Source organism: Paenibacillus agilis, from assembly GCF_007786455.1.
Taxonomy (GTDB): domain Bacteria; phylum Bacillota; class Bacilli; order Paenibacillales; family Paenibacillaceae; genus Paenibacillus_B; species Paenibacillus_B agilis.
Window position 1 is genome coordinate 3,610,236 of the sequence record NZ_VNJK01000001.1, and the last position, 23,024, is coordinate 3,633,259.

Annotated in this window: 19 protein-coding genes; 2 read left to right on the forward strand and 17 right to left on the reverse strand. The window is 43.5% G+C overall.

Going from position 1 to position 23,024, the window contains the following annotated elements:
- Nucleotides 1-309: 309 nt before the first annotated feature.
- The 13 genes from FPZ44_RS16040 to FPZ44_RS16100 all read right to left on the reverse strand — a co-directional run bounded on the left by FPZ44_RS16040 (nucleotide 310) and on the right by FPZ44_RS16100 (nucleotide 15,027).
- Nucleotides 310-2,079 (reverse strand): methyl-accepting chemotaxis protein, encoded by a 1,770-nt coding sequence (locus tag FPZ44_RS16040; protein WP_186786072.1) that lies wholly within the window; start codon nucleotides 2,077-2,079, stop codon nucleotides 310-312.
- 214 nt (nucleotides 2,080-2,293) lie between these two features.
- A complete protein-coding gene (locus tag FPZ44_RS16045) occupies nucleotides 2,294-3,091 on the reverse strand; it encodes an ABC transporter ATP-binding protein (protein WP_144991536.1) in 798 nt (265 codons plus the stop codon).
- Nucleotides 3,091-4,011: an ABC transporter permease gene (locus FPZ44_RS16050; RefSeq protein ID WP_144991537.1), complete on the reverse strand. Its 921-nt coding sequence runs from the start codon at nucleotides 4,009-4,011 to the stop codon at nucleotides 3,091-3,093. Before FPZ44_RS16050 ends, FPZ44_RS16045 begins: the two co-directional genes overlap by 1 nt.
- Nucleotides 4,012-4,091: 80 nt before the next feature.
- A complete protein-coding gene (locus FPZ44_RS16055) occupies nucleotides 4,092-5,126 on the reverse strand; it encodes an ABC transporter substrate-binding protein (RefSeq protein WP_144991538.1) in 1,035 nt (344 codons plus the stop codon).
- Between the two features lie 288 nt (nucleotides 5,127-5,414).
- Nucleotides 5,415-6,947 carry a copper amine oxidase N-terminal domain-containing protein gene (locus FPZ44_RS16060; RefSeq protein WP_186786073.1) on the reverse strand — a complete coding sequence of 511 codons (1,533 nt, stop codon included), beginning with the start codon at nucleotides 6,945-6,947 and terminating at the stop codon, nucleotides 5,415-5,417.
- A gap of 220 nt (nucleotides 6,948-7,167) precedes the next feature.
- Complete coding sequence (locus tag FPZ44_RS16065) at nucleotides 7,168-7,626, reverse strand: class I SAM-dependent methyltransferase (RefSeq protein ID WP_261378347.1); 459 nt, start codon at nucleotides 7,624-7,626, stop codon at nucleotides 7,168-7,170.
- A gap of 179 nt (nucleotides 7,627-7,805) precedes the next feature.
- Nucleotides 7,806-8,399, reverse strand: a complete 594-nt coding sequence (locus tag FPZ44_RS16070; RefSeq protein WP_186786074.1) for a pentapeptide repeat-containing protein — start codon at nucleotides 8,397-8,399, stop codon at nucleotides 7,806-7,808.
- 33 nt (nucleotides 8,400-8,432) lie between these two features.
- Entirely contained in the window at nucleotides 8,433-9,788 is a 1,356-nt protein-coding gene (locus FPZ44_RS16075) for an MATE family efflux transporter (protein ID WP_144991542.1), read from the reverse strand.
- Nucleotides 9,789-9,876: 88 nt separating this feature from the next.
- Nucleotides 9,877-10,707: a MerR family transcriptional regulator gene (locus tag FPZ44_RS16080; protein WP_144991543.1), complete on the reverse strand. Its 831-nt coding sequence runs from the start codon at nucleotides 10,705-10,707 to the stop codon at nucleotides 9,877-9,879.
- 129 nt (nucleotides 10,708-10,836) lie between these two features.
- Entirely contained in the window at nucleotides 10,837-12,336 is a 1,500-nt protein-coding gene (locus tag FPZ44_RS16085; RefSeq protein WP_261378348.1) for an FGGY-family carbohydrate kinase, read from the reverse strand.
- A gap of 67 nt (nucleotides 12,337-12,403) precedes the next feature.
- Nucleotides 12,404-13,165 carry an NAD-dependent protein deacylase gene (locus FPZ44_RS16090; RefSeq protein ID WP_144991544.1) on the reverse strand — a complete coding sequence of 254 codons (762 nt, stop codon included), beginning with the start codon at nucleotides 13,163-13,165 and terminating at the stop codon, nucleotides 12,404-12,406.
- A 154-nt stretch (nucleotides 13,166-13,319) separates the two neighbouring features.
- Nucleotides 13,320-14,018 carry a bifunctional 2-keto-4-hydroxyglutarate aldolase/2-keto-3-deoxy-6-phosphogluconate aldolase gene (locus FPZ44_RS16095; protein WP_144991545.1) on the reverse strand — a complete coding sequence of 233 codons (699 nt, stop codon included), beginning with the start codon at nucleotides 14,016-14,018 and terminating at the stop codon, nucleotides 13,320-13,322.
- A gap of 25 nt (nucleotides 14,019-14,043) precedes the next feature.
- Nucleotides 14,044-15,027 carry a sugar kinase gene (locus tag FPZ44_RS16100; RefSeq protein ID WP_186786075.1) on the reverse strand — a complete coding sequence of 328 codons (984 nt, stop codon included), beginning with the start codon at nucleotides 15,025-15,027 and terminating at the stop codon, nucleotides 14,044-14,046.
- Between the two features lie 314 nt (nucleotides 15,028-15,341).
- On the opposite strand from FPZ44_RS16100, the gene FPZ44_RS16105 reads away from it, so the two are divergent.
- Nucleotides 15,342-16,430 carry an acyltransferase family protein gene (locus FPZ44_RS16105; protein ID WP_144991547.1) on the forward strand — a complete coding sequence of 363 codons (1,089 nt, stop codon included), beginning with the start codon at nucleotides 15,342-15,344 and terminating at the stop codon, nucleotides 16,428-16,430.
- Between the two features lie 156 nt (nucleotides 16,431-16,586).
- Here FPZ44_RS16105 and lepB read toward each other — a convergent pair whose 3' ends face one another.
- Nucleotides 16,587-17,147: a signal peptidase I gene (lepB, locus tag FPZ44_RS16110; RefSeq protein ID WP_144991548.1), complete on the reverse strand. Its 561-nt coding sequence runs from the start codon at nucleotides 17,145-17,147 to the stop codon at nucleotides 16,587-16,589.
- Nucleotides 17,148-17,561: 414 nt separating this feature from the next.
- On the opposite strand from lepB, the gene ilvD reads away from it, so the two are divergent.
- Nucleotides 17,562-19,247: a dihydroxy-acid dehydratase gene (gene ilvD, locus FPZ44_RS16115; RefSeq protein ID WP_144991549.1), complete on the forward strand. Its 1,686-nt coding sequence runs from the start codon at nucleotides 17,562-17,564 to the stop codon at nucleotides 19,245-19,247.
- Between the two features lie 670 nt (nucleotides 19,248-19,917).
- On the opposite strand, the gene FPZ44_RS16120 is transcribed toward ilvD, so the two are convergent.
- From FPZ44_RS16120 to FPZ44_RS16130, 3 genes are all read right to left on the reverse strand, one after another.
- On the reverse strand, nucleotides 19,918-20,895 hold the full coding sequence (locus tag FPZ44_RS16120; RefSeq protein ID WP_144991550.1) for a Gfo/Idh/MocA family protein: 978 nt from the start codon (nucleotides 20,893-20,895) through the stop codon (nucleotides 19,918-19,920).
- 171 nt (nucleotides 20,896-21,066) lie between these two features.
- Nucleotides 21,067-22,038, reverse strand: coding sequence for an ABC transporter ATP-binding protein (locus FPZ44_RS16125; RefSeq protein WP_144991551.1), 972 nt, complete (start codon nucleotides 22,036-22,038; stop codon nucleotides 21,067-21,069).
- Nucleotides 22,035-23,018, reverse strand: a complete 984-nt coding sequence (locus FPZ44_RS16130; protein WP_144991552.1) for an ABC transporter ATP-binding protein — start codon at nucleotides 23,016-23,018, stop codon at nucleotides 22,035-22,037. The genes FPZ44_RS16125 and FPZ44_RS16130 overlap by 4 nt, the downstream gene beginning before the upstream one ends.
- Between the last annotated feature and the right edge of the window lie 6 nt (nucleotides 23,019-23,024).

The following is a 23,024-nucleotide window of genomic DNA, read 5'->3' on the forward strand; positions in this document are numbered from 1 at the left end:
TGCTTTGGAATGTTGTTTAAACTTGGGGCTCGACGGGCGGCCTTATTAGACTTGAGCGTAATACTTTTCTCAGTGAAACGTGATTTGTTCTGTAACTGATGAATTCGCTCTGCTCGATTGTACGGCATTAGCTTCACCCCCATCACATAGGCTGTCCAGAACTATTATGAATATCAGAGGAGGAAGCTGTGGTTACTGCCGACAATTTCTAAGCAAGGCGCCGTGCAAAGTGATATATGTTGATACAACTCTATGGCAACAAAAAATGCCTGAGGCTACTTGTAAAAGTAGTTCAGGCACCATTTAGATTTACTTTTCTTCAGACAGTCGGAATTGAGACAGTTGATGCTCAAGATCTTTACTAATGGTGTGAAGTCGAGCAACCTCACTCTTCATTTGCTCCACCATCGTTGTCTGCTGTTCCGTCGAAGCAGCTACCGAATTGGTATAATCCGTACTTTGCAGTGCAATATCGTTCAATTGGTCCAACGTAGCCATTACTTCCTCCGAAGCAGCAGACATTTCTGCAGAAACTTGGCTTGTTTCTTGGACCAGGCTTGTAATGTGTTGAATAGCCTCTGCAATTTGTACAAAAGCTTCATCCGCCGATTTCACGACTGCAAGCCCATCCGTAACCGCTCGCCGTTGATGATCAGCAGCCGTTGTCGTCTGTACATTGCGTGCATGAATGCCGCTGATTAACGTCATAATATGCTCTAATGAGTTTTTAGAGTGCTCCGCAAGCTTACGTACCTCTACGGCAACGACTTGGAATCCTTTGCCGTGCTCTCCAGCACGCGCTGCTTCAATCGATGCATTTAACGCAAGCAGTTCTGTTTGCTTCACAATGCCTTGGATAAACACAACTGCTTCGCTTATCTCAGTTACATGTTCGGTCAATTCGTTTAAAGCAGTAAATGTTTGCTGTGAGGCTTCACCTATCCGCTCCATTTGATTAACTGTTCGGATAATAACTTGGCGGCCTTCTTTCGTCTGCTGAGAGGAAGCAATCATCTGATCAGCAACCGTAGAAGATGTTTCCGCCATCTGTGTCACACCTGCTGCTATTTCGGTCATCGCTTGCTTGGTCTCATATACATTGGTTTGCTGCATAGCTACCCCAGAAGCGACCTGCTGCATGGCTGCATTAACCTCTGCTGCGGACATCGATGTATCATCCGCTGCAAGCTCAAGCTTCGTAGAAGCAAGTGCCACATCTGATGACATATGTCGAACATCATGAATAAGCAAGCTTAGCCGTTCAATCATCCTGTTAAAGGATTCAGATACCCGACCTACTTCATCTAATCTATTAACTTGCAAGCGAACCGTCAAATCCCCTTCTGCTGCTTTCTCAGCAAGCTCGCTCATATGCTGAAGCGGCTTGAGGCTCACTCGAATATAAGCCGCAAGAAGAAGTAAGCTTACAATACCGATAGCAGCCGTTATTCCGAGTGTTTCTACCAATATTGCATTAAGCTCCGCTTCAATAATATCGTAATTAAACTCCATTCCTAAAATACCAAGCAAATGACCCTGTTCATTTTTAATATCATGAAGTACAGTCATTACATGACTGTCGCCAATTCGGTGGTCTGATGATGTTGCAATCCCCTTCGTCTTTAGCTTATCTAACACAGCTACGATTTCTGGATCAGCCTCGAATGTTTTTCCTGGGGTAAGACCCCGTTTTTCAAATGAGTTGCTGCCTTGTACAATTTTAAATCCGGTTCCGTTATCTGTCTTTATCGGATCGGGGAGTAAAACGTATGTACTGATTACATCATCTTTCGTTAAGAAATTTAATTTTTCGCGGATCATAATAAATGTCGTATTTGTTTTGAAGTCAGTACTATTGTTGTTATCTGACAATGTATAAGAGGCTTGTCTAATTGAGGAATTTAATTCTTGCAGTTCTAGATCTACCATTACTTTTAACCGCTGTTCAAGTGAGCCAACATACATGCTTCGTTGAAAATTCAGCTCTCTGATTAACATAGTAGAGCATAAAGCAATCATCGTAACGGTTACTACGATAATCATTCTAAGCATAATACTCCCTTTTCTTCTACTTCTCATGTTCATTCTTCCCCTTTTCATCCGGCTAAAAATGGTCCAGTTTCCCCCTGCTCACATGCAGCGGACAAAATGCGACAAAATGTCACATATTGCAAGTATTGTACCATATTTAACCTCCAATACAAGAGAGCGTTTACGCAAACAGGTCCTGATGCTTATATTGCATAACCACTAGGGGGCAACATAAGCATCAGGACCTATTCATTCAAAGCGATTATCCACCAAGTACAACTCTATCATCTGCGAACTTAGTGCCGCGAATTCGTTCAAATTCATAAAGCAGCTTATCTACCGTTAGCTTCCTTTTTTGCTCAGCTCCGATATCTAAAATAATTCGTCCTTTGTCCATCATAATAAGTCGATTGCCAAGTCGGATAGCCTGCTCCATATTATGAGTAACCATCAATGTTGTTAATTGATGCTCCTGAACAATCTTCTCTGTCAGCGTTGTAATCAACTCAGCTCGAGCAGGATCAAGTGCAGCAGTATGCTCATCCAATAACAACAGCTCCGGCTTCATAAAAGTAGCCATCAGTAAGCTCAGCGCCTGGCGTTCTCCGCCTGAGAGCAACCCAGCCTTCGCATAAAGACGATCTTCTAGGCCAATGCCTAATGTAGCAAGCTGCTCCTTGAACCACTGCCGATCCTTACGGTTAACACCGATACCAAGCCCGCGTCGCTTACCTCGACGCTTCGCTATCGCTAAGTTTTCTTCAATCGTCATCGCAGGTGCTGTTCCAGCCATCGGGTCCTGAAATACACGTCCGATAAAGCGACTGCGCGCGTGTTCAGGCATGGTAGTAACTGGCTGACTACCAATTGATATGGAGCCGATGTCGGGAAATAATACTCCGGAAATCAAGTTCATCAATGTTGATTTTCCAGCCCCATTACTGCCGATAATGGTAACAAAATCACCTGCTCGCAGCTGTAGGTTAATATGAGATAAAGCGAGCTTCTCATCAGGGGAGCCTGGGTTAAATACTTTGCACACTTGTTCAATATGAAGCATTAACCTTCCCCTCCTACTTTCATCATCTCAACAGCTCGCTTGCGGCTAACAGCCTTCTGCTTCATATTGCCTCTTATTCTAGGCAACGTTAGAGCGAAAACAACGATCAACGCCGTTAATAGCTTCAAGTCCGTAGAGTCTACTTCCATCTGCAAGGCTACAGCCAATATTAATCGATACAGTATGGCTCCTAGCAAGACAGCCATTGTGACTCGGGCTATTGTACGCTTACCGAAAATCGCCTCTCCGATAATAACAGAAGCAAGACCGATGACAATCATTCCCACTCCAGATTGAAGATCCGCATATCCTTGATACTGTGCTACTAATGCACCCGATAAAGCGACTAGCGCATTGGATAAGCTTACACCGACAATAATAGTGGAATCCGTCTTAACGCCAAAGCTGCGAATCATCCGTGCATTATCACCTGTAGCTCTTAACGCTAATCCGATATCCGTTTTCAGGAACCAATCGATAATAAATTTGATAATTAGCACCAAACCACCAACGATTGCGATGAACATGAAGCCCTTTTCGAGCGAGGTAAACAAAGTCTCTTGATTCAATAATCCGATATTGGGCTTGCCCATTATGCGCAAATTAATGGAGTGAAGCGCGATCATCATTAAAATACCTGACAGTAAGGGATTAATTTTCCCCTTCGTATGAATGAGTCCTGTCATCATACCTGCAAGCGCACCGCCTGCAACAGCCAACAAAGTCGCTGCCAGTGGATGCAGTCCAGAGCTAATTCCGATCGCGGCAATGCCTGCTCCTGTTGTAAAGCTTCCATCAACTGTAAGATCCGGGAAATCTAACACTCGAAACGTTACATAAACGCCAAGTGCCATAATGGCATACAACATGCCTAACTCGAATGACTTATACATAGCCGTCCAAAACCCTGAACCAAACATATCTGCTACCTCCCGACGCTGTTATCTGTTATGTCAACGTACAAGCCCGCCTAACAATTACAATTAAGCGGGCCGTTTCATTATTCAAATAAGTTGCCTTCCTTAACACTTTTCTTCATATCATCAGTCACTGTAAATCCTTGTTCAGCAGCTGATTTCATATTCAACGCTAGATCCAATTCTTTTGGTACTTGTACCGGAATATCAGCAGGTTTCTTCCCGTTTTTCAAAATATCTACGGCCATCTCTCCCGTTGCATAGCCGATGTCATAGTATTCAAAGCCAAACGAGGCAACCCCGCCATTTTTTACAGAATCTTTCTCGGCCACAAACAAAGGAATATCATGTTCATTAGCAACCGCAACGACTGTGCTTAGCGAGCTAACAACCGTATTGTCCGATGGAACATAAACCGCTTGTACTTTACCAATCAACGATTCAGCTGCTTGCTTTACTTCTGAGCTATTCGTAATTGGAGCAACCACTACTTCAAGTCCTTGCTTCTCTAAAGCTTCTTTTGCCTGTGTAATATTTGTAACCGTGTTTTGCTCTCCTTCATTCGCAATAATGCCAACCGCTTTCGCATCAGGAATCGAAGTCTTAACAAACTCCATTAATGTAGATATTGCTTCTGGATGCAAATCGGTCGTACCTGTTACATTGCCACCTGGCTGCTCCATACTGCTGACCAGTTGACCGCCAACAGGGTCGGTTACCGCCGTAAATAAAATAGGAACATCTTTAATTTGCTGAGCTGCCGCCTGTGCAGACGGTGTAGAAATCGCTAATACAAGATCCTTGTTATCACTAGCAAATTTCTGTGCAATCGTGCTCGTATTGTTAATATCGTTCTGCGCGTCCTTATAGTCGATCTCCAAATTAACGCCTTCTTCATAGCCGTTATCTTTCAACGCTTGCACAAATCCTTTTCTCGCCTCATCCAAAGAAGTATGCTGAACAATTTGCGTAATACCGATGGATACTTTATCCGAGTTTTTCGCACCACTCTGTTGTTGTCCACTTGCTGCATCCTTCCCCTTTTCACCGCACGCTGTTGTTAGCAACAATAGAATTGCTGCACATACTGCCCAGCCTGTTAATCGCTTATTTTTCATCCGATCCGATCCCCTCTCGCTTCTTCGCAATAAAGCATAAAACCTGTAACGCTTTGTAGTATTATTGAATTATTTTATCTATCATTTATACCAAGTCAAGACAATAGTTTGATATTTATGTAAATAAATGTATTAGAATAGCGAAATAATATTTCTATCACAATAAAAAAAGCTCAAGTCGTTCCACCTCTACAGGTTGGTCAACTTGAGCTTTCATATAATTGCATTTTTTGATTGGGCTGGCCAAATGACTAATAGCCGTTCATGTCACAATTTTGCTATGGTCAATTAATTACGATCTAGAGAAATCCATTTTCCATATTCATGATTCTCGAATTTAGCTTTGACATTTAGGAAATTAGCAACCTCAACTAAAGGAACGTATACCGTACCTTTAACCAGCTTAGGTGCGTTTTTCAACGCTACAGCCTTGCCATCCACTTTCGCGGATTTACTGTCAACGTTCAAAATTATTACTTTTTGTGTGATATCATCAACGATACGAATTTGTTTCTTGCTCTTATCCCATTTCACATCTGCATCAAACGCTTCTGCTACGTATCGAAGAGGGACGAATGTTTTGCCTTTCTCTACGATCGGACGTGGATGCTCATATCCCCAATCTTCGTATCCATCTTCCTCAAGTAGTGGCAAAGTTAGATGTTTGCTCGTGAATCCTGTTTCCAACATGAACTTGTGAATGTCGGAGTTGGAGTCAAAATGACGCAGCCAATCCCCAGTCGTAAGCGTAGAATCTGTTGCTTTCAAAGCTTTGGACGTATCCAAATTATCAACAGACACTGGGTTATTCACATTACGGTATTCCGCTGATTGCTTAATTTGAACACTTGTGAACGGGAAATCACTGTCTTGCGGGAGTGCAAGATTGAATTCGCTCAACATTTTGTGTGTAGTCAATTGTGAATCAACGAACCAATCCATCTTAATGTTCGTGTCTTTGCTCATCAAAGGCGCGAAATTAGGCAGGTCTTTCAATAATTTCTTCCACTCTTGTTCTACTTCATCTACAGCCTTTACTCCATTGTCCTTCAACCAGCTGTATGCAAGATTAGCAGAAGTTTCGCTGTTATTAAAAAGTAATTGTACCTCTGCACTATCGTCCATCGTCTTCATAACTTCGCCAAATGTCGTGATGACATCTTTCAGCCATGCTTTCGTGCCTGCTTCATCAGCTATTACCGATTTGATCAATCCACGTGTCCAGTCAAATGTCTCGTTCGCACCAAACTCTGCATGGATACGATTCACATTCAACTTCTGATCAAATACCGTTTCCTCAGTCGCCTTTACATCTATCACAGTTGGATTAGGTGCATGCTTGACAAAGAACGAAACGAATTTTTCTTGGAATTGATTTTGAACGGCTGGACTCAAAATAGGCAAGTCCTCCATATCGAACCCTTCCATTCCTTCAGGCGCAAATGGCACAACGATCGGAGCTTTCGCGCCATCAACATGAACCGCCATTTGCTTGCTGTCAACTAGCATATGGAACCCTAGTTTCTTATCCTTTATGTATGCTGTCCCTTTAACAGAAACGTTATTGCTGTCCTGAACTTTTGTTACTGTTTCGATGCGTGTACTGTTAATTACATCAACAATTTCGCGTTGTTCCTTGTCCAACTTCGCATTCGGCGCTACATTAATTTTAATAGCGAACGAACCTTTGCTCTCTAGTGACTTCACTGTTGCAAGTTGTTTGAGAGCTGTTCCAACCTCTACTCCTCCTACCGCTTGACATCCTGTCAATACGATTAGAAGTGTAGCCAATAATAGCAGTAAACTTTTACGCATTCGCATAAACTTTCTCCTCCCCCGATGTAGGTTTATCAAAAATAACCTTACACCGAACATTATGGCATGAACAATAAAGAGAAAGAAAGACTTTTATTGTCAACGAAAAAAATAATTCTATTTCTCCCATTTTTCGAAACTACGCCTGCGCTGCGGCTGCCTGCTTGATTAGTTTTTCTCTGTAAACAAAAAAGCTAGCTCCTTTATAATCAAAGGAACTAGCCGTTTATTCTACTTTATATACATAAACCTTCGTACGATAAAGATCTCGACATACTACCACTTTCTCCGGCGTCCAGTTTGGAATTGCAAAACATACACTGATTACACATGTACCTGGTCTCAGTCCACGATGGAGAATCGAGCCTAACTGCTGCATTGCACCAGGATACAAATAGCAGACAACGATATCTGCATCCGCGTACGACCACGTATAGATATTTCCTTTTTGAAAAGCAGCTCTACTCTTCGAGCTCCTCCCTAAGCTAAACCTTGCCTGCAGTTGCGACACACGCAAAGGAATAGGCGAATTCTCAATCCCGATAACCCGCCAGTCTTTACAATATTTCGCCAAATGTATCCCCAACGTCCCCCAGCCAGAACCTGCTTCCACGATAAGTCCACTCCCACGAAGTCGGTTCACTTCGTTAGCAACGGCTCGACGTAAAGGCGCTGACGAGGGCATAGGAGAAATTCCATTTCTCCAGCTTGTCCATACGATAGAAAGCAGAGAGAGAAGGCAGAACAGTACTAATAGGAATGATATCATGATAGTAATATCTATTTTTGAAGCGCCTCCTCATAGCAATTAGAGCATTTCTCCGCACACGTAACCCACTTTATCCGTCGTTTCAATGTAACCGATTATTCCTCTACTAGTTGTATATCCATACTATAGAGCAGCGAAGTCGCTTCTGGCATCATAAACTTAGCTTTACTAATCCGATTGGAACCTGGATCGATTGAATAATTCAGAGCATGACGGAAATCAGCACCCGTTACATTCGTATTACCGAATAAGCTTTCAGAGAAATCCGTGTAGCTCAAATCTGCTTTGCTCAGATCAGCTTCCCGGAAATCCACATCTTTGGCTAAACAGTTTTTTATAAGACACTTCTGTAAAGAAAGCCCTATAAAAGTAGAGTGACTTAGCACACATTGCTCAAATCGCAGCATACCTTGTCTAACTAACTTTGGCCAAGACGCCTCCGTCCAATTCAAGCCAACGAGCTTGGAATTCGTGAAATGGGCATCCGTGAATTCACAGTCGGTCATCCTGATCATATTCAAATTACAGTTTTCAAACACACAGCCTGAAAACTTACAATCGATAAACACCGTTTCACTAAAATCACATTTCGTAAAGGTGCAGTCGTAAAATTTGACGGAACGCAGTTCCTGCTGTTGATATTCAAGTTCTCGAAATTGCTCGTCTTCATACACAGCTTCTGTAAACAACAACGCCTCCACCTTTCCTATGCCCATCCTTAATTAGGATTTTTGCATGCTCAATCCCACTCCGACTCGACGATTCATAATGACAACCCATACCATCGTAAGAGCCTCGGCTGCTACTGGAACAAGCCAAATCCCGTTAACTCCTAACAAATTAGGCATGATCCACAACAAAGGGATTACAAGTATCAGCCCCCGACTTAAAATGATCACCGTTGCTTTACCCGTCTGCCGGATTGATTGATAGTATTCAGCGTACACGATATTAAAGCCTAAGAACAAGTACTGCAAGAAGAAGAGACTTATTCCTGTAATCGTAAGCGCGAGCAATTGCTCAGACTGAATATCAAATAGCATGACGATATATTCGCCAAAGAAAAATCCGACGATAATAGCTATCACCCCAAATAGCAAAGCTGTTTTCACAGCAATACGTAGGGCGGCTTTTAATCGATCGTACAGCTGCGCCCCATAATGGAAGCTAACTAACGGCTGTAACGCCGCTCCGACTCCAAAGAACAATAATAAGGTCATCGAATGGATACTGTTTACGACGGCAAACGCCGCTACTCCCGTTTCTCCTGCAAATGCAATAAAAGCAATATTAAAACCAATTGTAATGATTGCAACGGACATTTCCGTCACGAAGCTTGGGAATCCGATCATAAGAATATCTTTGACCACGTTCCATTCAAAATGAAGCTTTGTCCACTTCAGAACACTTTTCTTCCGTAAAAAATGTGTCAACAACACGCCAAAACCAATTGCTGCTGATAATATCGTCGCTAATGCTGAACCTTTTACACCCCAGCCATTCACGAAAATAAAAATGTAATTTAGTCCAATATTCAACACAGCTGTTGTAACGAGTCCCATCGTTGCTAGCCGCGGATTACCATCATTACGAATAAAGATGCTCAGCACATTTTCTAATACATAAATGACTCCAAACGTCAGTAACACCTCTAAATACTCAACCGTATACGGTAAAATAACATCATTAGCACCAAATAAGCGAGCCAAATCTTCGATTTGCCATAAGCATAGCGCCATAAGTATACCCACAATGACAATAGCTAACGTTATCGATTGTGAAAATATCGATCGTGCACGTTCGATATTATTTTCCCCCATCGCGATTGAATACAGCGTAGCTCCCCCCATACCAATCCACAATGAAATCGAGAAAATGATCGAGAACGCCGGCAACGCAATATTTACACCTGCCAGTGCGTTTGCACCTACACCGCGACTGACCATGACACCGTCAATAATAATATTGATGGACATCAATACCATACCAAGTACCGTCGGTATTAAATAACTGACGAACAATTTATTAATGCTTTTCGTTCTTAAATCTTCATGTGCAAATGCTCCTGCTCCTGCCATTACGCTAAATCTCCTTTACCTCTTGTTGACATATGACAGTGTAAACCTTCAAGTAACTTGAAGGTCAAGCGGATAAGAATCATTTCTTCTACCGTTTCCTTACAGGTATTTGGATCTCAGATATGTATGCTTCTGGATTGCTAGTCATTGAAAGATCAACGATTCCTGCCTCAATCGAATCCCCGATCACTTCGTAATTGTGTGCTTCGATCTCAAGCAGTAAAATTTCATATGTTTCTTTCGTTTGTTCATAGCGCCCATGATGATAGGCACAGGCGAACAAGCCCTCTTCAATGACTTGATGATTCTCGATTAAGGAAGACATGGGATTCACATTAATGTACAAATACTTGTAGGCACGGTAATTGCCCTGTAAAAAATCTTCTTTGGATACTGTAACCCCAATGGCCCCAACAAATAAGCTCATATCATGCAAATGAGCATTATTTTGCAGCGAGTGTATGTAATATTCCATCATTTCATCCGTTGCATCCGCCTCTACCGCTACCGATGTGATCATTCTTTTGGGGATTCGTTTGAACTCTACCGTATTTTTCGTACCTGTCATCGCTTGATTCATTACTCTTATGTTATGATCCATTTTCGCAATCATAAGCTCTATTTCTTGCTGCTTTTGTTCCATGAGCTTTTTTTGCTGTGTCAAAATATCTAATGTTTTTGCTGGACTTCTCTCATCCATATATTGTTTAATCTGCTTCAATGAAATACCCAAATGACGCAGAAACTTAATCATGTCTAACATAAAAAACTGATCCACCGTATAGTATCGATACTGTGTCTTCGGATCAACAATGGAAGGATGAAAAATCCCTTTTTCATCATAATAACGCAGCGTTGATTCGGGTATCCGGTGCATTCTAGCCATTTCGCCAATTGTAAACTTGGTATTTGTAAACATAGCGCTCCTCCGAGTGTGCCAACCTACAGAATGTATTATTCTTATCGCAGATGTCGTTCATTCGTTCATTTACGTAAACAAAAAGGCATCTCCCTGGAGACGCCCTTCCGTTGCTATCTGTACATACAATTACTCTATAATGGGCAGTTGTCTCAAAAATGCAGCCGTTGGCTCATATCGCTGTTCATAGGCACGTTGATAACGATCATGCAGTTCCGCTCTCGTCTCAACCCGCTTCGTACCTCGCTGTTCGATGAGACGCTGAATAGCTGCACCATCTGCAATATGTCCCGTGCCCAGCATGGCTGTAAACGCAGCTCCAAGCAGCGTAGCTTCATCTACCGTTGGGACGATCATCGTTGCGCCTGTTACATCCGCTTTCATTTGCAACCATGGCTCCGCTCGTGTTCCGCCGCCTACAGCGCGCATTTCCGTTATCGATTGTCCACATACTCGTTCTCCGCTGCGACGGATCATCTCTAGTTGATATGACGTCCCTTCGCATACGGCTTGAAGAAGTTCTGCCTTGCCGTGCTTATTGCTCAAGCCGATAAATGCTCCACGAGTATTGGAATTCGGGTGTGGTGCCCCACTTCCGCTTAAGTAAGGGAAGAACATAACATCACAAGGATATCGATCTTCTTGTGTTAATAAGGCTCTTACTTCATCGTAGGAGAGAGCATCATCCCCAAGCTGGCGTCTGATCCATTCCAAAGATCCACCCGACGAAGGATTTCCTCCCATCCAGAAACGCAATCCCGGAATAACATGATAACCATAGGACAGTCCCGTTTGGAAATCTTCTTCCCCAAGCTGAGTTGGATGCATCAGTCCAACCAATGTCTCAGCAGTCCCCATCGATGCAAACACATCCCCTGGAGAGACAGCTCCAACCGCTAAGGAAGCACATACATGATCATGTCCGCTGACAGCAACAGCAGGTGCTGAATTTAATCCAAGCGCTTGCACTAGCTCTGCCTTCACCGGACCAAGCGGAGCACCGCTCGGATATACACCCGGGAACAAATCTGGCGATAAGCCAAAGTTCTGGATCCATTCGCGATCCCAATCGTTCGTGCGCATGTCATAGACGAACGTTCGTGTGGCCAGTGAAGGATCAAATGCCATCACGCCGCTAAGACGGTAAGCAATAAACCCTGACACAGATACCCATCTTGCATCTCGGAACATGTCTGGATCTCGGTCATGCAGCCATAACAACTTTGGCAAACCGTGCTTGAAAGACAAATGCAATCCACTGCGTTGAAATAGCTTCAAGCGTTCATCTGCTGCTCGCACTCGCTCTGCTTGCGGTGTTGAACTCGTATCAAACCATGGCAGTAAAGGAGATTGTATCGCACCGCTGTCTTTATGTAATAGAAGTCCGCTTTCCGCCATGCTGGCGATTCCAATCGCAGCAATATTTGCTCCCCCATGCTGCTCGGTCAATTCTCGAATCATCTCGACGACATCGGTCCATAACTGCTCGGCATCATAGACGACGTACCCTTCCCCAGTATCCTGAGTCAGCGTAGGTCGGCTAACGATACCCACAACCTCTCCGTTCTCTTCGAACAAACCGACTTTTCGATTCGTTGTTCCAAGATCAATACCTAGCATTCTCATCATCTTGTCCACTCCCTAGTTGTTGCCTTCTCTATGATTTTGATTTGCATAATTTCTTCTTTTGGCCCATTTACAGTCGCTTAAATGCTGCTTCCAATAGAAGCCCAGATGAATGATTAAATACAGCATCTGCTGCATTGTCAAACGGTGTACTTGTTCGATTAATGATGACAGTAGCAGCTTGACTCCCCATTTGCGCAAAGCTTGCAGCTGGCTGCACGGATAAAGATGTCCCTGCAATAATAAGCAGGTCGGTATGCTCAACATTACGAACGGCATCCGCAATTACTTGCTCATTTAGTGTTTCACCATACAGCACAACATCAGGCTTCAGCACTCCGCCACACGCTGGGCAATACGGAATAACGCTCACACTTTCCAGTACCGTTGCTAGTGGGTAACGCTTTTTGCATGATAGACAATCATTGCGATGCACGGAACCGTGAAGCTCAATCACTTCTTTACTACCTGCGGCCTGATGCAGTCCATCAATATTTTGAGTAATTACGGCTTGGAGCTTCCCTTGCTGCTCCAATTGAGCTAATACTTGATGTCCTACATTCGGCTTCGCTTCAGGATGAATCAGCTTATCACGATAGAACGTATAGAACATTTCTGGATCTCTATCATAAAAAGGTCGGCTCACCATTATTTCTGGAGCATGCGGGTATACTTGTTGTTTGGCAAAAACCCCATCTTGTGAGCGGAAGTCAGGGATACCACTTTCGGTAGAAGTACCCGCCCCTCCAAAAAATACGATTCGACTGTGTTCGCTTATATACTGGGCAAGCTTATCAGCAGCTTCATCAAATGAGTAGGTTCGGCTTGGCATTCCTACACGCATCTCCTTTATCACTTCATTTTACTCGTATCATTATACATCGAACCGATGCAAAACAAAAAACTACAAAAAGATGCCGATCAAGGTCAAATTGCTGTAAAAGACCTCAAACGGCACCATTATGTCTGTATATATAAATGACTGATTAAGAACGTACCGCAACCTCAACTTTGGCTGATAACTCAGCTTTTGCCTGATCATAAGCTTGTCTATAGCGCTCGGCTTGCTTGCGTACATGGCTCATATCACCAGTAGCAACGGCTTCCTTTGTAAGATCAGAACCGATTCCAACTGCCACAGCCCCTGAACGCAGCCATTCGCCAATATTACTAACATTCACTCCGCCTGTCGGCATGAAGTTCGCTTGCGGAAGCGGCCCTTTCAGTGTTTGAATGATGGACGGCGCAAACATATTTCCAGGGAACAGTTTTACAATGTCAACACCAAGCTCCAACGCATGCTGCACATCCTTAATTGTCATCGTGCCTGGCATCATCGGTACTTGATACAAATTGCATATTTTAACGGTCTCGGGATCTAGTGATGGACTAACGATGAAATCGGAACCTGCCAGCATAGCAGCACGGGCAGTAGCGGGATCCAATACGGTACCCGCTCCAATAATCGCATAAGGGCGATCCGACTGCGGATCAGATGAATACTTCATACTAAGCTGTTCAATCGCACGCAAAGCATGTGGAACCGTCAATGTAATTTCGATGACTCGAATGCCGCCTGCTATCGCTTGCTCTGCCATTTCAACAACTTGCTCGTAACTGTCAGCACGAAGGACAGCAACAACACCTTCGGCGTGAATCGCCTGTAGAAGTCTAATCTTGTTCATCAGTTAAGCACTCTCCCTTATCCATTTATCTCTCAATATGTATCGAATTCGTCAAACTAGCCTGCACTTGCTTCCATGTGGGAAGCGCTTCCCAATCACCTACTGCTTGAACGACCATAGCCCCCGATACATTTCCTAGCTGTACCGCTTCAACAGGCTCATAGCCTCGCAATAGCCCTGACAATACACCTGCACAGAAAGCATCTCCAGCGCCTACAGTATCCAACACATGCTCGACAGGTTTATACGGTACCTCGTCCACTTGAGAACCGCGAACGACATAGTTCACACCGCGCCCCTGCTCGATGCCGCCTTTAACAATGCACACCGCAGGGATCATAGCCAGCTGCTTGAAAATATGACGCTCATCATCCGTATTGTAGAGCAGCTTTAACTCATCGAGCCCAGGTAAAAAATAATCACACTCATGAGCCAACGGCAGCAGTCGTGCTCTCGCTTCTTCAATAGACCAGAGCTTTAAGCGCAAATTCGGATCAAAGCTGACTTTGCGTCCCGCGTCTTTAGAGATCCGGACGGCCGCCTCAACCGTATTGGCACAGTTATCATTCAAAGCGCATGTAATCCCTGTCACATGAAGCATACGTGCCGACTTAATAAATGCTGTATCCAGCATGTCAGGCTGCATCGTGCTTGCGGCAGAATGCTTCCTATAGTAATAGACAGATGAACGCCCGCCTACCGATTCTCGCAGCATAATGCCAGTTGGTGAAGTCTCAATATGTTGAACACGCGAAACATCTACGCCTTCGCCACGAATGGCTTTTACAACATAATGTCCATATGGATCATCACCGAGCAAGCTCATCCATGCAGAACGATGTCCTAATCTAGACAGTCCGATGGCTACATTGCTTTCAGCGCCGCCAAATGATTTCTGAACGGTAGAAGCATATTCCAATCCCCGTGAATCAGCCGCATGCAGCAGTGCCATCGATTCACCTAACGTGACTAACTCTAGCTGATCACGATGAGACAACGTTTCATTCATGAGAGACAACCGCTCCTTCCACGTCTTGGATATAACTTAAGTGTATATCTACCAAAAGTTACCGTCAATCTTTATCCTTGTCGGGTATATAGAATCTCGCCGCTATAGTTTCAAAAGGTTAGTAGATTTCATCGCTCTAAATAGAGCCATCATCATTCCTCGTTCAAAAAAATGTCATAAGGTAAAACGATCTATTTATATGTTTGTGACATCGATCACAATCTATTGCTCCATCGTATGATATCTTGTGGATATAGATAAACGAATGCAGCATCACGCGTGAAATAGGCCGCATCCTAGAGGAGGATTTAACCATGTGGCTTCGCCTTGTGCCTCATCGCACGCGAAGTAAAGCGCCGATAATCTCACATGGGAGTGGAGAGACATTCGGCCTCAACTTACGATTCTTGCTTATTGTCACCGTCTTTATCGCTAATGCAATTGAACCGTTAATTAACACAATGCCTGAGATGAAAGCCTTGTTCTTATGGATATTTACTTTCCATATGCCACTCTTTGTCGGTGTTACGGGCTATTTTGCACGAACGAATCTTTTTGGACCGAATGGCAATCGAATCTTGAAGCAAATCGCCTTGCAGTATGTTCTATTTCAATCTATTTACTCTGTACTGGATATGACGATGTTTCAGTTACCTGGTATTACACATTCCTTTTTTATTCCTTATTTATTGCTATGGTTCCTTGTCGGTCATGCGATATGGAGACTCGTGCTGCGAAGCTTTATTCGATGGAATGTACGTTATCCCATTTGGGTAGCTGTAGCGTTAGGTGTATTTATAGGATTCATTCCTATTGAAGGAGATTGGCTTGGACTTTCTCGTACATTCGTGTACTTGCCATTTTTCATTATCGGCTACTATTTCCCTTTCAGCACTCTAGCTCGATGGTTCGCTACGCCTATACGTTTTATAGCTGCAGGCATATCTGGAATTCTGCTTGTTGCACTGTTTCAACTACATCCCTATATTGATCCTGCATGGCTTATGAACAGCTTTACGTATGAACAATTAGGATGGGAAATCAATACACTTGCAATTATGATGCGATTATCCATTTATGCACTGGAACTACTGGCATCGGCAGCATTTCTAGCATGGGTTCCTACGCGAATATGTGCGATTACCGATTGCGGACGACGAACTTTGTATGTATTTCTTATACACGGGCTGCTCATTCGATTTGCTGAATATTTTGGCCTCTATACGTACATTGATTCGAGTATATTGGCAATCTGTCTCATACTAGTATCTGTAGGTTGTACGGTCATTCTTACCCATAGATTCGTAAAAAACGTTTGTCACCCATTGATCGAACCAGATGGAGAAGCTGTATTTGGCTGGATCCGCCTTCAACCAAGGCGACGGCGCATGAAGCATAGTTAGCCTCCCCCCGCTAACGCTTTCCCTCAATGCGCTGCAAGTTGTACCAGTCAGATGCTTCATATATAATTCACACGCTTCACTCCTGCAAAGAAGACACGGATTGCTCCGTGTCTTCTTTGATTTCTACTGAATATCTCAGCTTATGTAATTATGAGGTTATTTAATAAGTTCAATATCATTGAGCGGCCAAAAGACCAGCTCTGCCCGACCTACAATTGCATCAAAGCCGACAAATCCTTCCGAAGGATCACGGCTGTCACGGCTCTTGGATCGATTATCTCCCATTACGAATAACGTATTTTCTGGCACAGTTTGCTCTGCAAAATCGATGAAATTGTACGAAGTCCCTGCCTTTTTCGCTTGTTCTACGGCTTCTTTTAAATAAGGCTCATCAAATAGCTTGCCATTTATATAAACTTGATCTCCTTCTACTCTTACTTTTTCACCAGGGAGTGCAATGACTCGCTTTATATGATCTGGCCCTTTTTTGGATTGAAAGACAATAATTTCTCCTCTTTTTGGTTCAGCAAACTGATAAAGTAGTTTATTCACAATTACTCTTTCACCAGTATAAAGCCTAGGTTCCATAGAATACCCGCTTACGACAGAAGGCGAAGCTATAAACGACCGCAGTACAAAGAAAATGATAACGGCCAACAAAATGGCTTTAGCCCATTCCCATACTTGATTTTTAGTTTGCGCAGCTTGCTTATCCAATGCTAATCACGGTCCTCTCTATTTGGATTTTGAACTCTCGACCTAACACTGACAAGGCATTTAACTAACAAAAGGACTCAACTATTCGATTTTATTACATAATTATGGTATCAACTAGCAACAATGGTGTCAAATGTATCCTAATATCATGACAAATACATTTCCCAATATTCCATTCGCCCCCTATCGAGCATTTAGCAAGACTAACACCTACACCTATTACTCCTATTTATTTAAAATGAAATAGACTTCTTCATACACAATGTGCATAACGAAATCGTTTTAACTGATTTTTGCGTTTCTATCGCGTTTTTCTAGCTGTTTCTTGGTAGAAATTACTCATTAGTTGTGATAGACTCAATAGAAATATACACACACCAATGCAATAACGCGAAGAAGTGGAGGATATTGGATATGAAAGCCCCTAAGATGCGTTCAGACATGATCAAGAAAGGTTTCGATCGCGCCCCTCACCGCAGCTTGCTGCGCGCTGCAGGCGTGAAGGAAGAAGACTTTGATAAGCCGTTTATTGCTGTATGTAACTCGTACATAGACATCGTTCCTGGCCATGTTCATTTGCAGGAATTCGGTAAGATCGTAAAAGAAGCAATTCGTGAAGCTGGCGGTGTTCCGTTCGAATTTAACACGATTGGTGTTGACGACGGAATTGCGATGGGCCATATCGGTATGCGCTATTCCCTCCCTAGCCGAGAAATTATTGCAGACTCGCTAGAAACGGTAGTATCCGCACACTGGTTTGACGGTATGGTGTGCATTCCTAACTGCGACAAGATTACACCGGGCATGATTATGGGAGCATTGCGTGTCAATATCCCTACTGTATTTGTAAGCGGTGGGCCAATGAAAGCAGGTAAAGACTCCAATGGCCGCTCGATCTCCTTGTCGAGTGTATTTGAAGGCGTAGGGGCTTTTCAAGCAGGTAAAATAGACGAGGCAAGTCTAACAGAGCTTGAACAATACGGTTGTCCTACTTGTGGCTCCTGCTCTGGTATGTTCACAGCCAACTCTATGAACTGTTTAGCAGAAGCAATGGGTATTGCTCTACCAGGTAATGGTACGATACTAGCCGTATCTCCAGAGCGCCGCGAGTTCGTTAAGAAATCCGCGAAGCAGCTTATGGAACTTATTAAGTCTGATTTGAAACCACGCGATATCGTGACAAAAGAAGCGATCGACAACGCATTTGCAGTTGATATGGCGATGGGTGGATCTACGAATACGGTGTTGCATACGCTTGCTATCGCGATCGAAGCAGGCATTGACTATCCAATCGCTCGTATTAATGAAGTGGCACAGCGTGTCCCTCATTTGGCGAAGATTGCTCCAGCTTCTGACTATCATATTGAAGATGTTCATTTGGCTGGCGGTGTCAGCGCTGTACTTAACGAGCTGCTCAAAAAAGAAGGGGCTCTGCACGGCGATTGCATAACGGTAACAGGCAAAACATTACGCGAAAACGTGCAAGACTCACCTATTCAAGATACAGATGTTATCCATACGCTGGATAATCCGCATTCAGAGCGTGGCGGCTTGGCTGTCCTCTTCGGTAATTTAGCTCCTGAAGGCGCGATTATCAAGGTTGGAGCAGTTGACGCATCTGTTGGTGGACGCCATGTTGGCCCAGCCATCTGCTTCGATTCTCAAGATGAAGCGCTAGCTGGTATCGCAAACGGCCTCGTTAAAGAAGGACATGTCGTTGTCATTCGCTACGAAGGTCCTAAGGGCGGCCCAGGTATGCCGGAAATGCTTGCACCTACATCGCAAATCGTAGGTATGGGCCTAGGAGCCAAAGTCGGTCTAATCACAGATGGGCGCTTCTCAGGGGCATCTCGTGGAATTAGTATCGGCCACATTTCTCCTGAAGCAGCAGAAGGTGGACCGATTGCTTTCGTTCATGACGGAGATATTATCGACCTCGACCTTCATAACCGCAAGATCGAGCTGCAAGTCTCTGATGAAGAATTAGAAGCTCGCCGTGCGAACTGGAAGCCATTTGAGCCTAAGGTTAAGACTGGCTATCTAGCTCGCTACTCTAAGCTCGTAACAAATGCGAGCCAAGGTGCCATACTCAAAATTTAACGAATTGTACAGCACTTATATATAATAGAAGGGACTTGCCATCTTGTAGAAATATTCTACTTGTCGGGCAAGTCCCTTGTTCTTGTTCTTGTTCTTGTTCTCCAACCTTACTTCAACTTCTCCATTTGCTTCAATAACATAGCTACTTCGCCCATTTTAATTACTTTAATTCCTTTGATTCTTTCATTACGTATTACGTATTAGATCCCCATTCATATCAAACAAAAAACGACCCATTTTCAGGGTCGTTTCGGTAATAGATATTAGATATCTAATATTCGTTAGTCCAATCAATAGGCAGCGGCACTTGTCAGTAGGATTGGTTGCTTTAACGGTTGCCACAGAGGCTATTCTGCTTATTTTTAGTTATTTTAAAATATAATGGGTGCCAGCTAGCTTATTTACCTGATTGAACCGTCTTTATCGCCAAAATTACTAAAATAAGCTCTACCACAACCGTTAGAAATCAAATATACACGATTTTGTAATAATAGCCTCAATAGCGTTCGTTAGTGTAACACCACAACACAATAGTGGCATATCATGCTTTCTTGTAGTTTCTGGAAATTTATCGTAGTCATTCGTAAGCTCTCCCACGGCATAGCAGTTAAGTCTTCGAATAAATAACAACGCTTTCAATTATCCAGAAAGCTATCACTTTAAAATATTTTTACCCAATACGAATTATATTTCCTGTTCTAGCAGACTCATTCGCCGCCTCCATCATTCGGCTTAGATCAATCGCCAACGCCATATTGTCTCCTTCTTGCTTCGTACCTAGAATACGATAGATCCATTCATCGAACATAGAACCGTTCGGCTTAAGCAAATCCAGTTGCTTAGATGTACCATCCGCACCACGAAGCATTAGCTTACCTACGTTATTTTCCATTGTATAAAGTAAGCTCGCCTCTGTCCCATGGATTTCAATCGTATATGGTGAGCCACCTGTTACGAAGCCAGTCTCTGCAATACCGATAACACCGTTATCATAGTGAAGCAGCGCTGCTGCATGATCTTCTACTTCGCGGTCGGTAACATATCCATAAGCAGCAGAAATACTCTTAGGTAACCCTGCCAAAAGTCGAATAAGATACATCGGATGGCAGCCAAGATCAATCATCGCCCCGCCTCCGCATTCTTTCATGCTGTAAAAGTGCTCAGGCAGCCATCCTGCTATCGCTCCATTATGAGCGAGGCGAACACGAATCGTGGTTAGTCTTCCGACCACACCAGATTTCACAAAATGTTCCAACGAAATCCCTTCATGCTCATATCGCCGTTTAAGCGCAACTGTTAAAATAACATTGTGGAGCTGTGCTTGATCGGCCAATTCAGCAGCACCCACACCAGTTATGGAAAGGACTTTTTCTGTAAATACATGCTTCTTCGCTTGAATAGCGCGTTTAATAATATCATCGTGCATCACTGTAGGAGTTGTGACGACGACCGCCTCAATATCCTCACGAGCCAGCAGCTCATCTAGAGATGAAATAAATGGTACGCCATATCGCTCACCATAGGCAGCACCGCGTTCTACATCTTCATCCCACACAGCTGCTACTTCTGTCTCAGGATGATTGCGAAATGCCTCTGTATATTCCTCAGCATGCACATGCCAAAAGCTTAGTACTGCAACTCTAATCATCTATTGTTCCTCCTTGAATAAAAATAAAAAGGCTTTCCTACAAGTAATAGTCTACTTAATAGGAAAGCCTTTACACAATAACTATAGTCATATTTATCATTTACATAGGTTCACACTACAATTGCTACATTATCCAACCGAGTGCATAACCAGTTATTCACACAAAGTGATTTAGTTAGCTACAAGATGACAAGCTACAAAATGTCCGCCGCCTACGTCTTGGAACTTCGGAATTTCCGATTTACATTTATCCACCGCATATGGGCAGCGTGTATGGAACTTACAGCCGCTTGGCGGATTCGATGGGCTCGGAATATCGCCTTGGAGAACAATACGCTCCGATTTACGAGTTGGGTCTGGCACAGGAATCGCAGACATCAACGCTTGCGTATACGGATGTAATGGACGCTTAAACAATTCCTCACGCGGTGCCAATTCCACCATGGAGCCCAAGTACATTACGCCGACACGGTTGCACAAATGTTCTACAACAGACAAGTCGTGAGAAATGAACAAGTATGTCAAGTTCTTCTGTTCCTGCAAGTCACTAAGCAAGTTAATGATTTGCGCTTGAATGGATACGTCCAATGCTGATACCGGCTCATCCGCAACGATAAATTGAGGGTTCAACGCTAACGCACGAGCGATACCAATACGTTGACGCTGACCACCTGAGAACTCGTGCGGGTAACGATCAATATGGTAAGGTGCCAAACCGCAAAGAGTCAAAATTTCCTTTACATAATCACGCACATCATTTTTTGACATAATCGCGTGATCAACGAGCGCCTCACCGATTGCTTCGCCTACCTTAATACGCGGGTTCAAAGAACTGTACGGATCTTGGAATACAAGCTGCATTTCTGGACGAAGCTTACGCAGCTCAGCCTTCTTCAATGCATGAATATCTGTGCCGTTGAATAAAACTTGACCTTCTGTTTTCTCCAACAAGCGTAGAATAGTACGTCCAGTCGTAGATTTACCACAGCCAGATTCACCCACCAGACCAAGTGCCTCACCTTTGTTTAACGTAAAGGACACATCGTCAACTGCGCGTACATGCCCTACTGTTTTGCCGAAAATACCGCCTTGGATAGGGAAGTATTTCTTCAAATTGTTTACTTCCAACAATGGTGTTGTCATGAAACTTCCCCTCCTTTTTCATACAACCAGCAAGCTGCTTTATGCTTATTCTCATATGTTGTCAACACAGGCTGCTTATCCACACACACGGACATGCAATGCTCACAACGATCGTTAAAGTAACAGTTATTGCCCAATTCTACAGGGTTCGGTACTTGTCCTGGAATCGTATACAGACGATCTTGACGCTGATTAAGAATCGGCTTCGCACGCATTAATCCCTGCGTATATGGATGCTTCGGGTTCGCGAACAATTCATGAACAGGTGCTTCCTCGATAACTTTACCTGCATACATAACGACTACATGGTCAGCCATCTCAGCTACGACACCCAAATCATGCGTAATCATCATAATAGCTGTATTAAACTCGCTCTTAATATTACGCATTAAGTCAAGAATTTGCGCTTGAATCGTAACATCCAATGCTGTTGTCGGCTCATCAGCGATTAGAAGCTTCGGATCACAGCTTAACGCAATCGCGATCATAATACGTTGACGCATACCACCGGATAGCTCATGTGGATAAGAATCAAAGATTTTCGCAGCACGTGGAATACCAACCAATTCGATCAATTCAATTGCACGCTTTTTTGCATCTCTGCGAGTCATACCTTTATGAAGCAACAAAGGCTCTGTAATCTGATCCCCAATTGTTAATACTGGGTTCAATGACGTCATCGGCTCTTGGAAAATCATTGCGATTTCGTTACCGCGAATATGGCGCATATCGCGCTCTTTCAAAGTTAGCAAATCTTGACCTTTATATAATATTTGCCCGCCTTCTGTTTTGCCAGGTGGAGATACGAGACGCATGAGAGACATCGCCGTAACACTTTTGCCACAGCCGGATTCGCCTACGACACACAACGTTTCTCCTTCTTTAATAGAAAAGCTTACGTCATTAACCGCTTTGACTACACCTGAACTTGTATAGAAGTTGGTCCGCAAATTACGGAATTCAATTAAATTATTTGCCATAACGTT

Bases quoted from the DNA above. Each gene is read 5' to 3' on its own strand.
- FPZ44_RS16040 (WP_186786072.1), bottom strand. From the start codon at position 2,079: ATGAGAAGTAGAAGAAAAGGGAGTATTATGCTTAGAATGATTATCGTA.
- FPZ44_RS16045 (WP_144991536.1), bottom strand. From the start codon at position 3,091: ATGCTTCATATTGAACAAGTGTGCAAAGTATTTAACCCAGGCTCCCCT.
- FPZ44_RS16050 (WP_144991537.1), bottom strand. From the start codon at position 4,011: ATGTTTGGTTCAGGGTTTTGGACGGCTATGTATAAGTCATTCGAGTTA.
- FPZ44_RS16055 (WP_144991538.1), bottom strand. From the start codon at position 5,126: ATGAAAAATAAGCGATTAACAGGCTGGGCAGTATGTGCAGCAATTCTA.
- FPZ44_RS16060 (WP_186786073.1), bottom strand. From the start codon at position 6,947: ATGCGAATGCGTAAAAGTTTACTGCTATTATTGGCTACACTTCTAATC.
- FPZ44_RS16065 (WP_261378347.1), bottom strand. From the start codon at position 7,626: ATGCCCTCGTCAGCGCCTTTACGTCGAGCCGTTGCTAACGAAGTGAAC.
- FPZ44_RS16075 (WP_144991542.1), bottom strand. From the start codon at position 9,788: ATGGCAGGAGCAGGAGCATTTGCACATGAAGATTTAAGAACGAAAAGC.
- FPZ44_RS16080 (WP_144991543.1), bottom strand. From the start codon at position 10,707: ATGTTTACAAATACCAAGTTTACAATTGGCGAAATGGCTAGAATGCAC.
- FPZ44_RS16085 (WP_261378348.1), bottom strand. From the start codon at position 12,336: ATGATGAGAATGCTAGGTATTGATCTTGGAACAACGAATCGAAAAGTC.
- FPZ44_RS16090 (WP_144991544.1), bottom strand. From the start codon at position 13,165: ATGCCAAGCCGAACCTACTCATTTGATGAAGCTGCTGATAAGCTTGCC.
- FPZ44_RS16095 (WP_144991545.1), bottom strand. From the start codon at position 14,018: ATGAACAAGATTAGACTTCTACAGGCGATTCACGCCGAAGGTGTTGTT.
- FPZ44_RS16100 (WP_186786075.1), bottom strand. From the start codon at position 15,027: ATGAATGAAACGTTGTCTCATCGTGATCAGCTAGAGTTAGTCACGTTA.
- FPZ44_RS16105 (WP_144991547.1), top strand. From the start codon at position 15,342: ATGTGGCTTCGCCTTGTGCCTCATCGCACGCGAAGTAAAGCGCCGATA.
- ilvD (WP_144991549.1), top strand. From the start codon at position 17,562: ATGAAAGCCCCTAAGATGCGTTCAGACATGATCAAGAAAGGTTTCGAT.
- FPZ44_RS16120 (WP_144991550.1), bottom strand. From the start codon at position 20,895: ATGATTAGAGTTGCAGTACTAAGCTTTTGGCATGTGCATGCTGAGGAA.
- FPZ44_RS16125 (WP_144991551.1), bottom strand. From the start codon at position 22,038: ATGACAACACCATTGTTGGAAGTAAACAATTTGAAGAAATACTTCCCT.
- FPZ44_RS16130 (WP_144991552.1), bottom strand. From the start codon at position 23,018: ATGGCAAATAATTTAATTGAATTCCGTAATTTGCGGACCAACTTCTAT.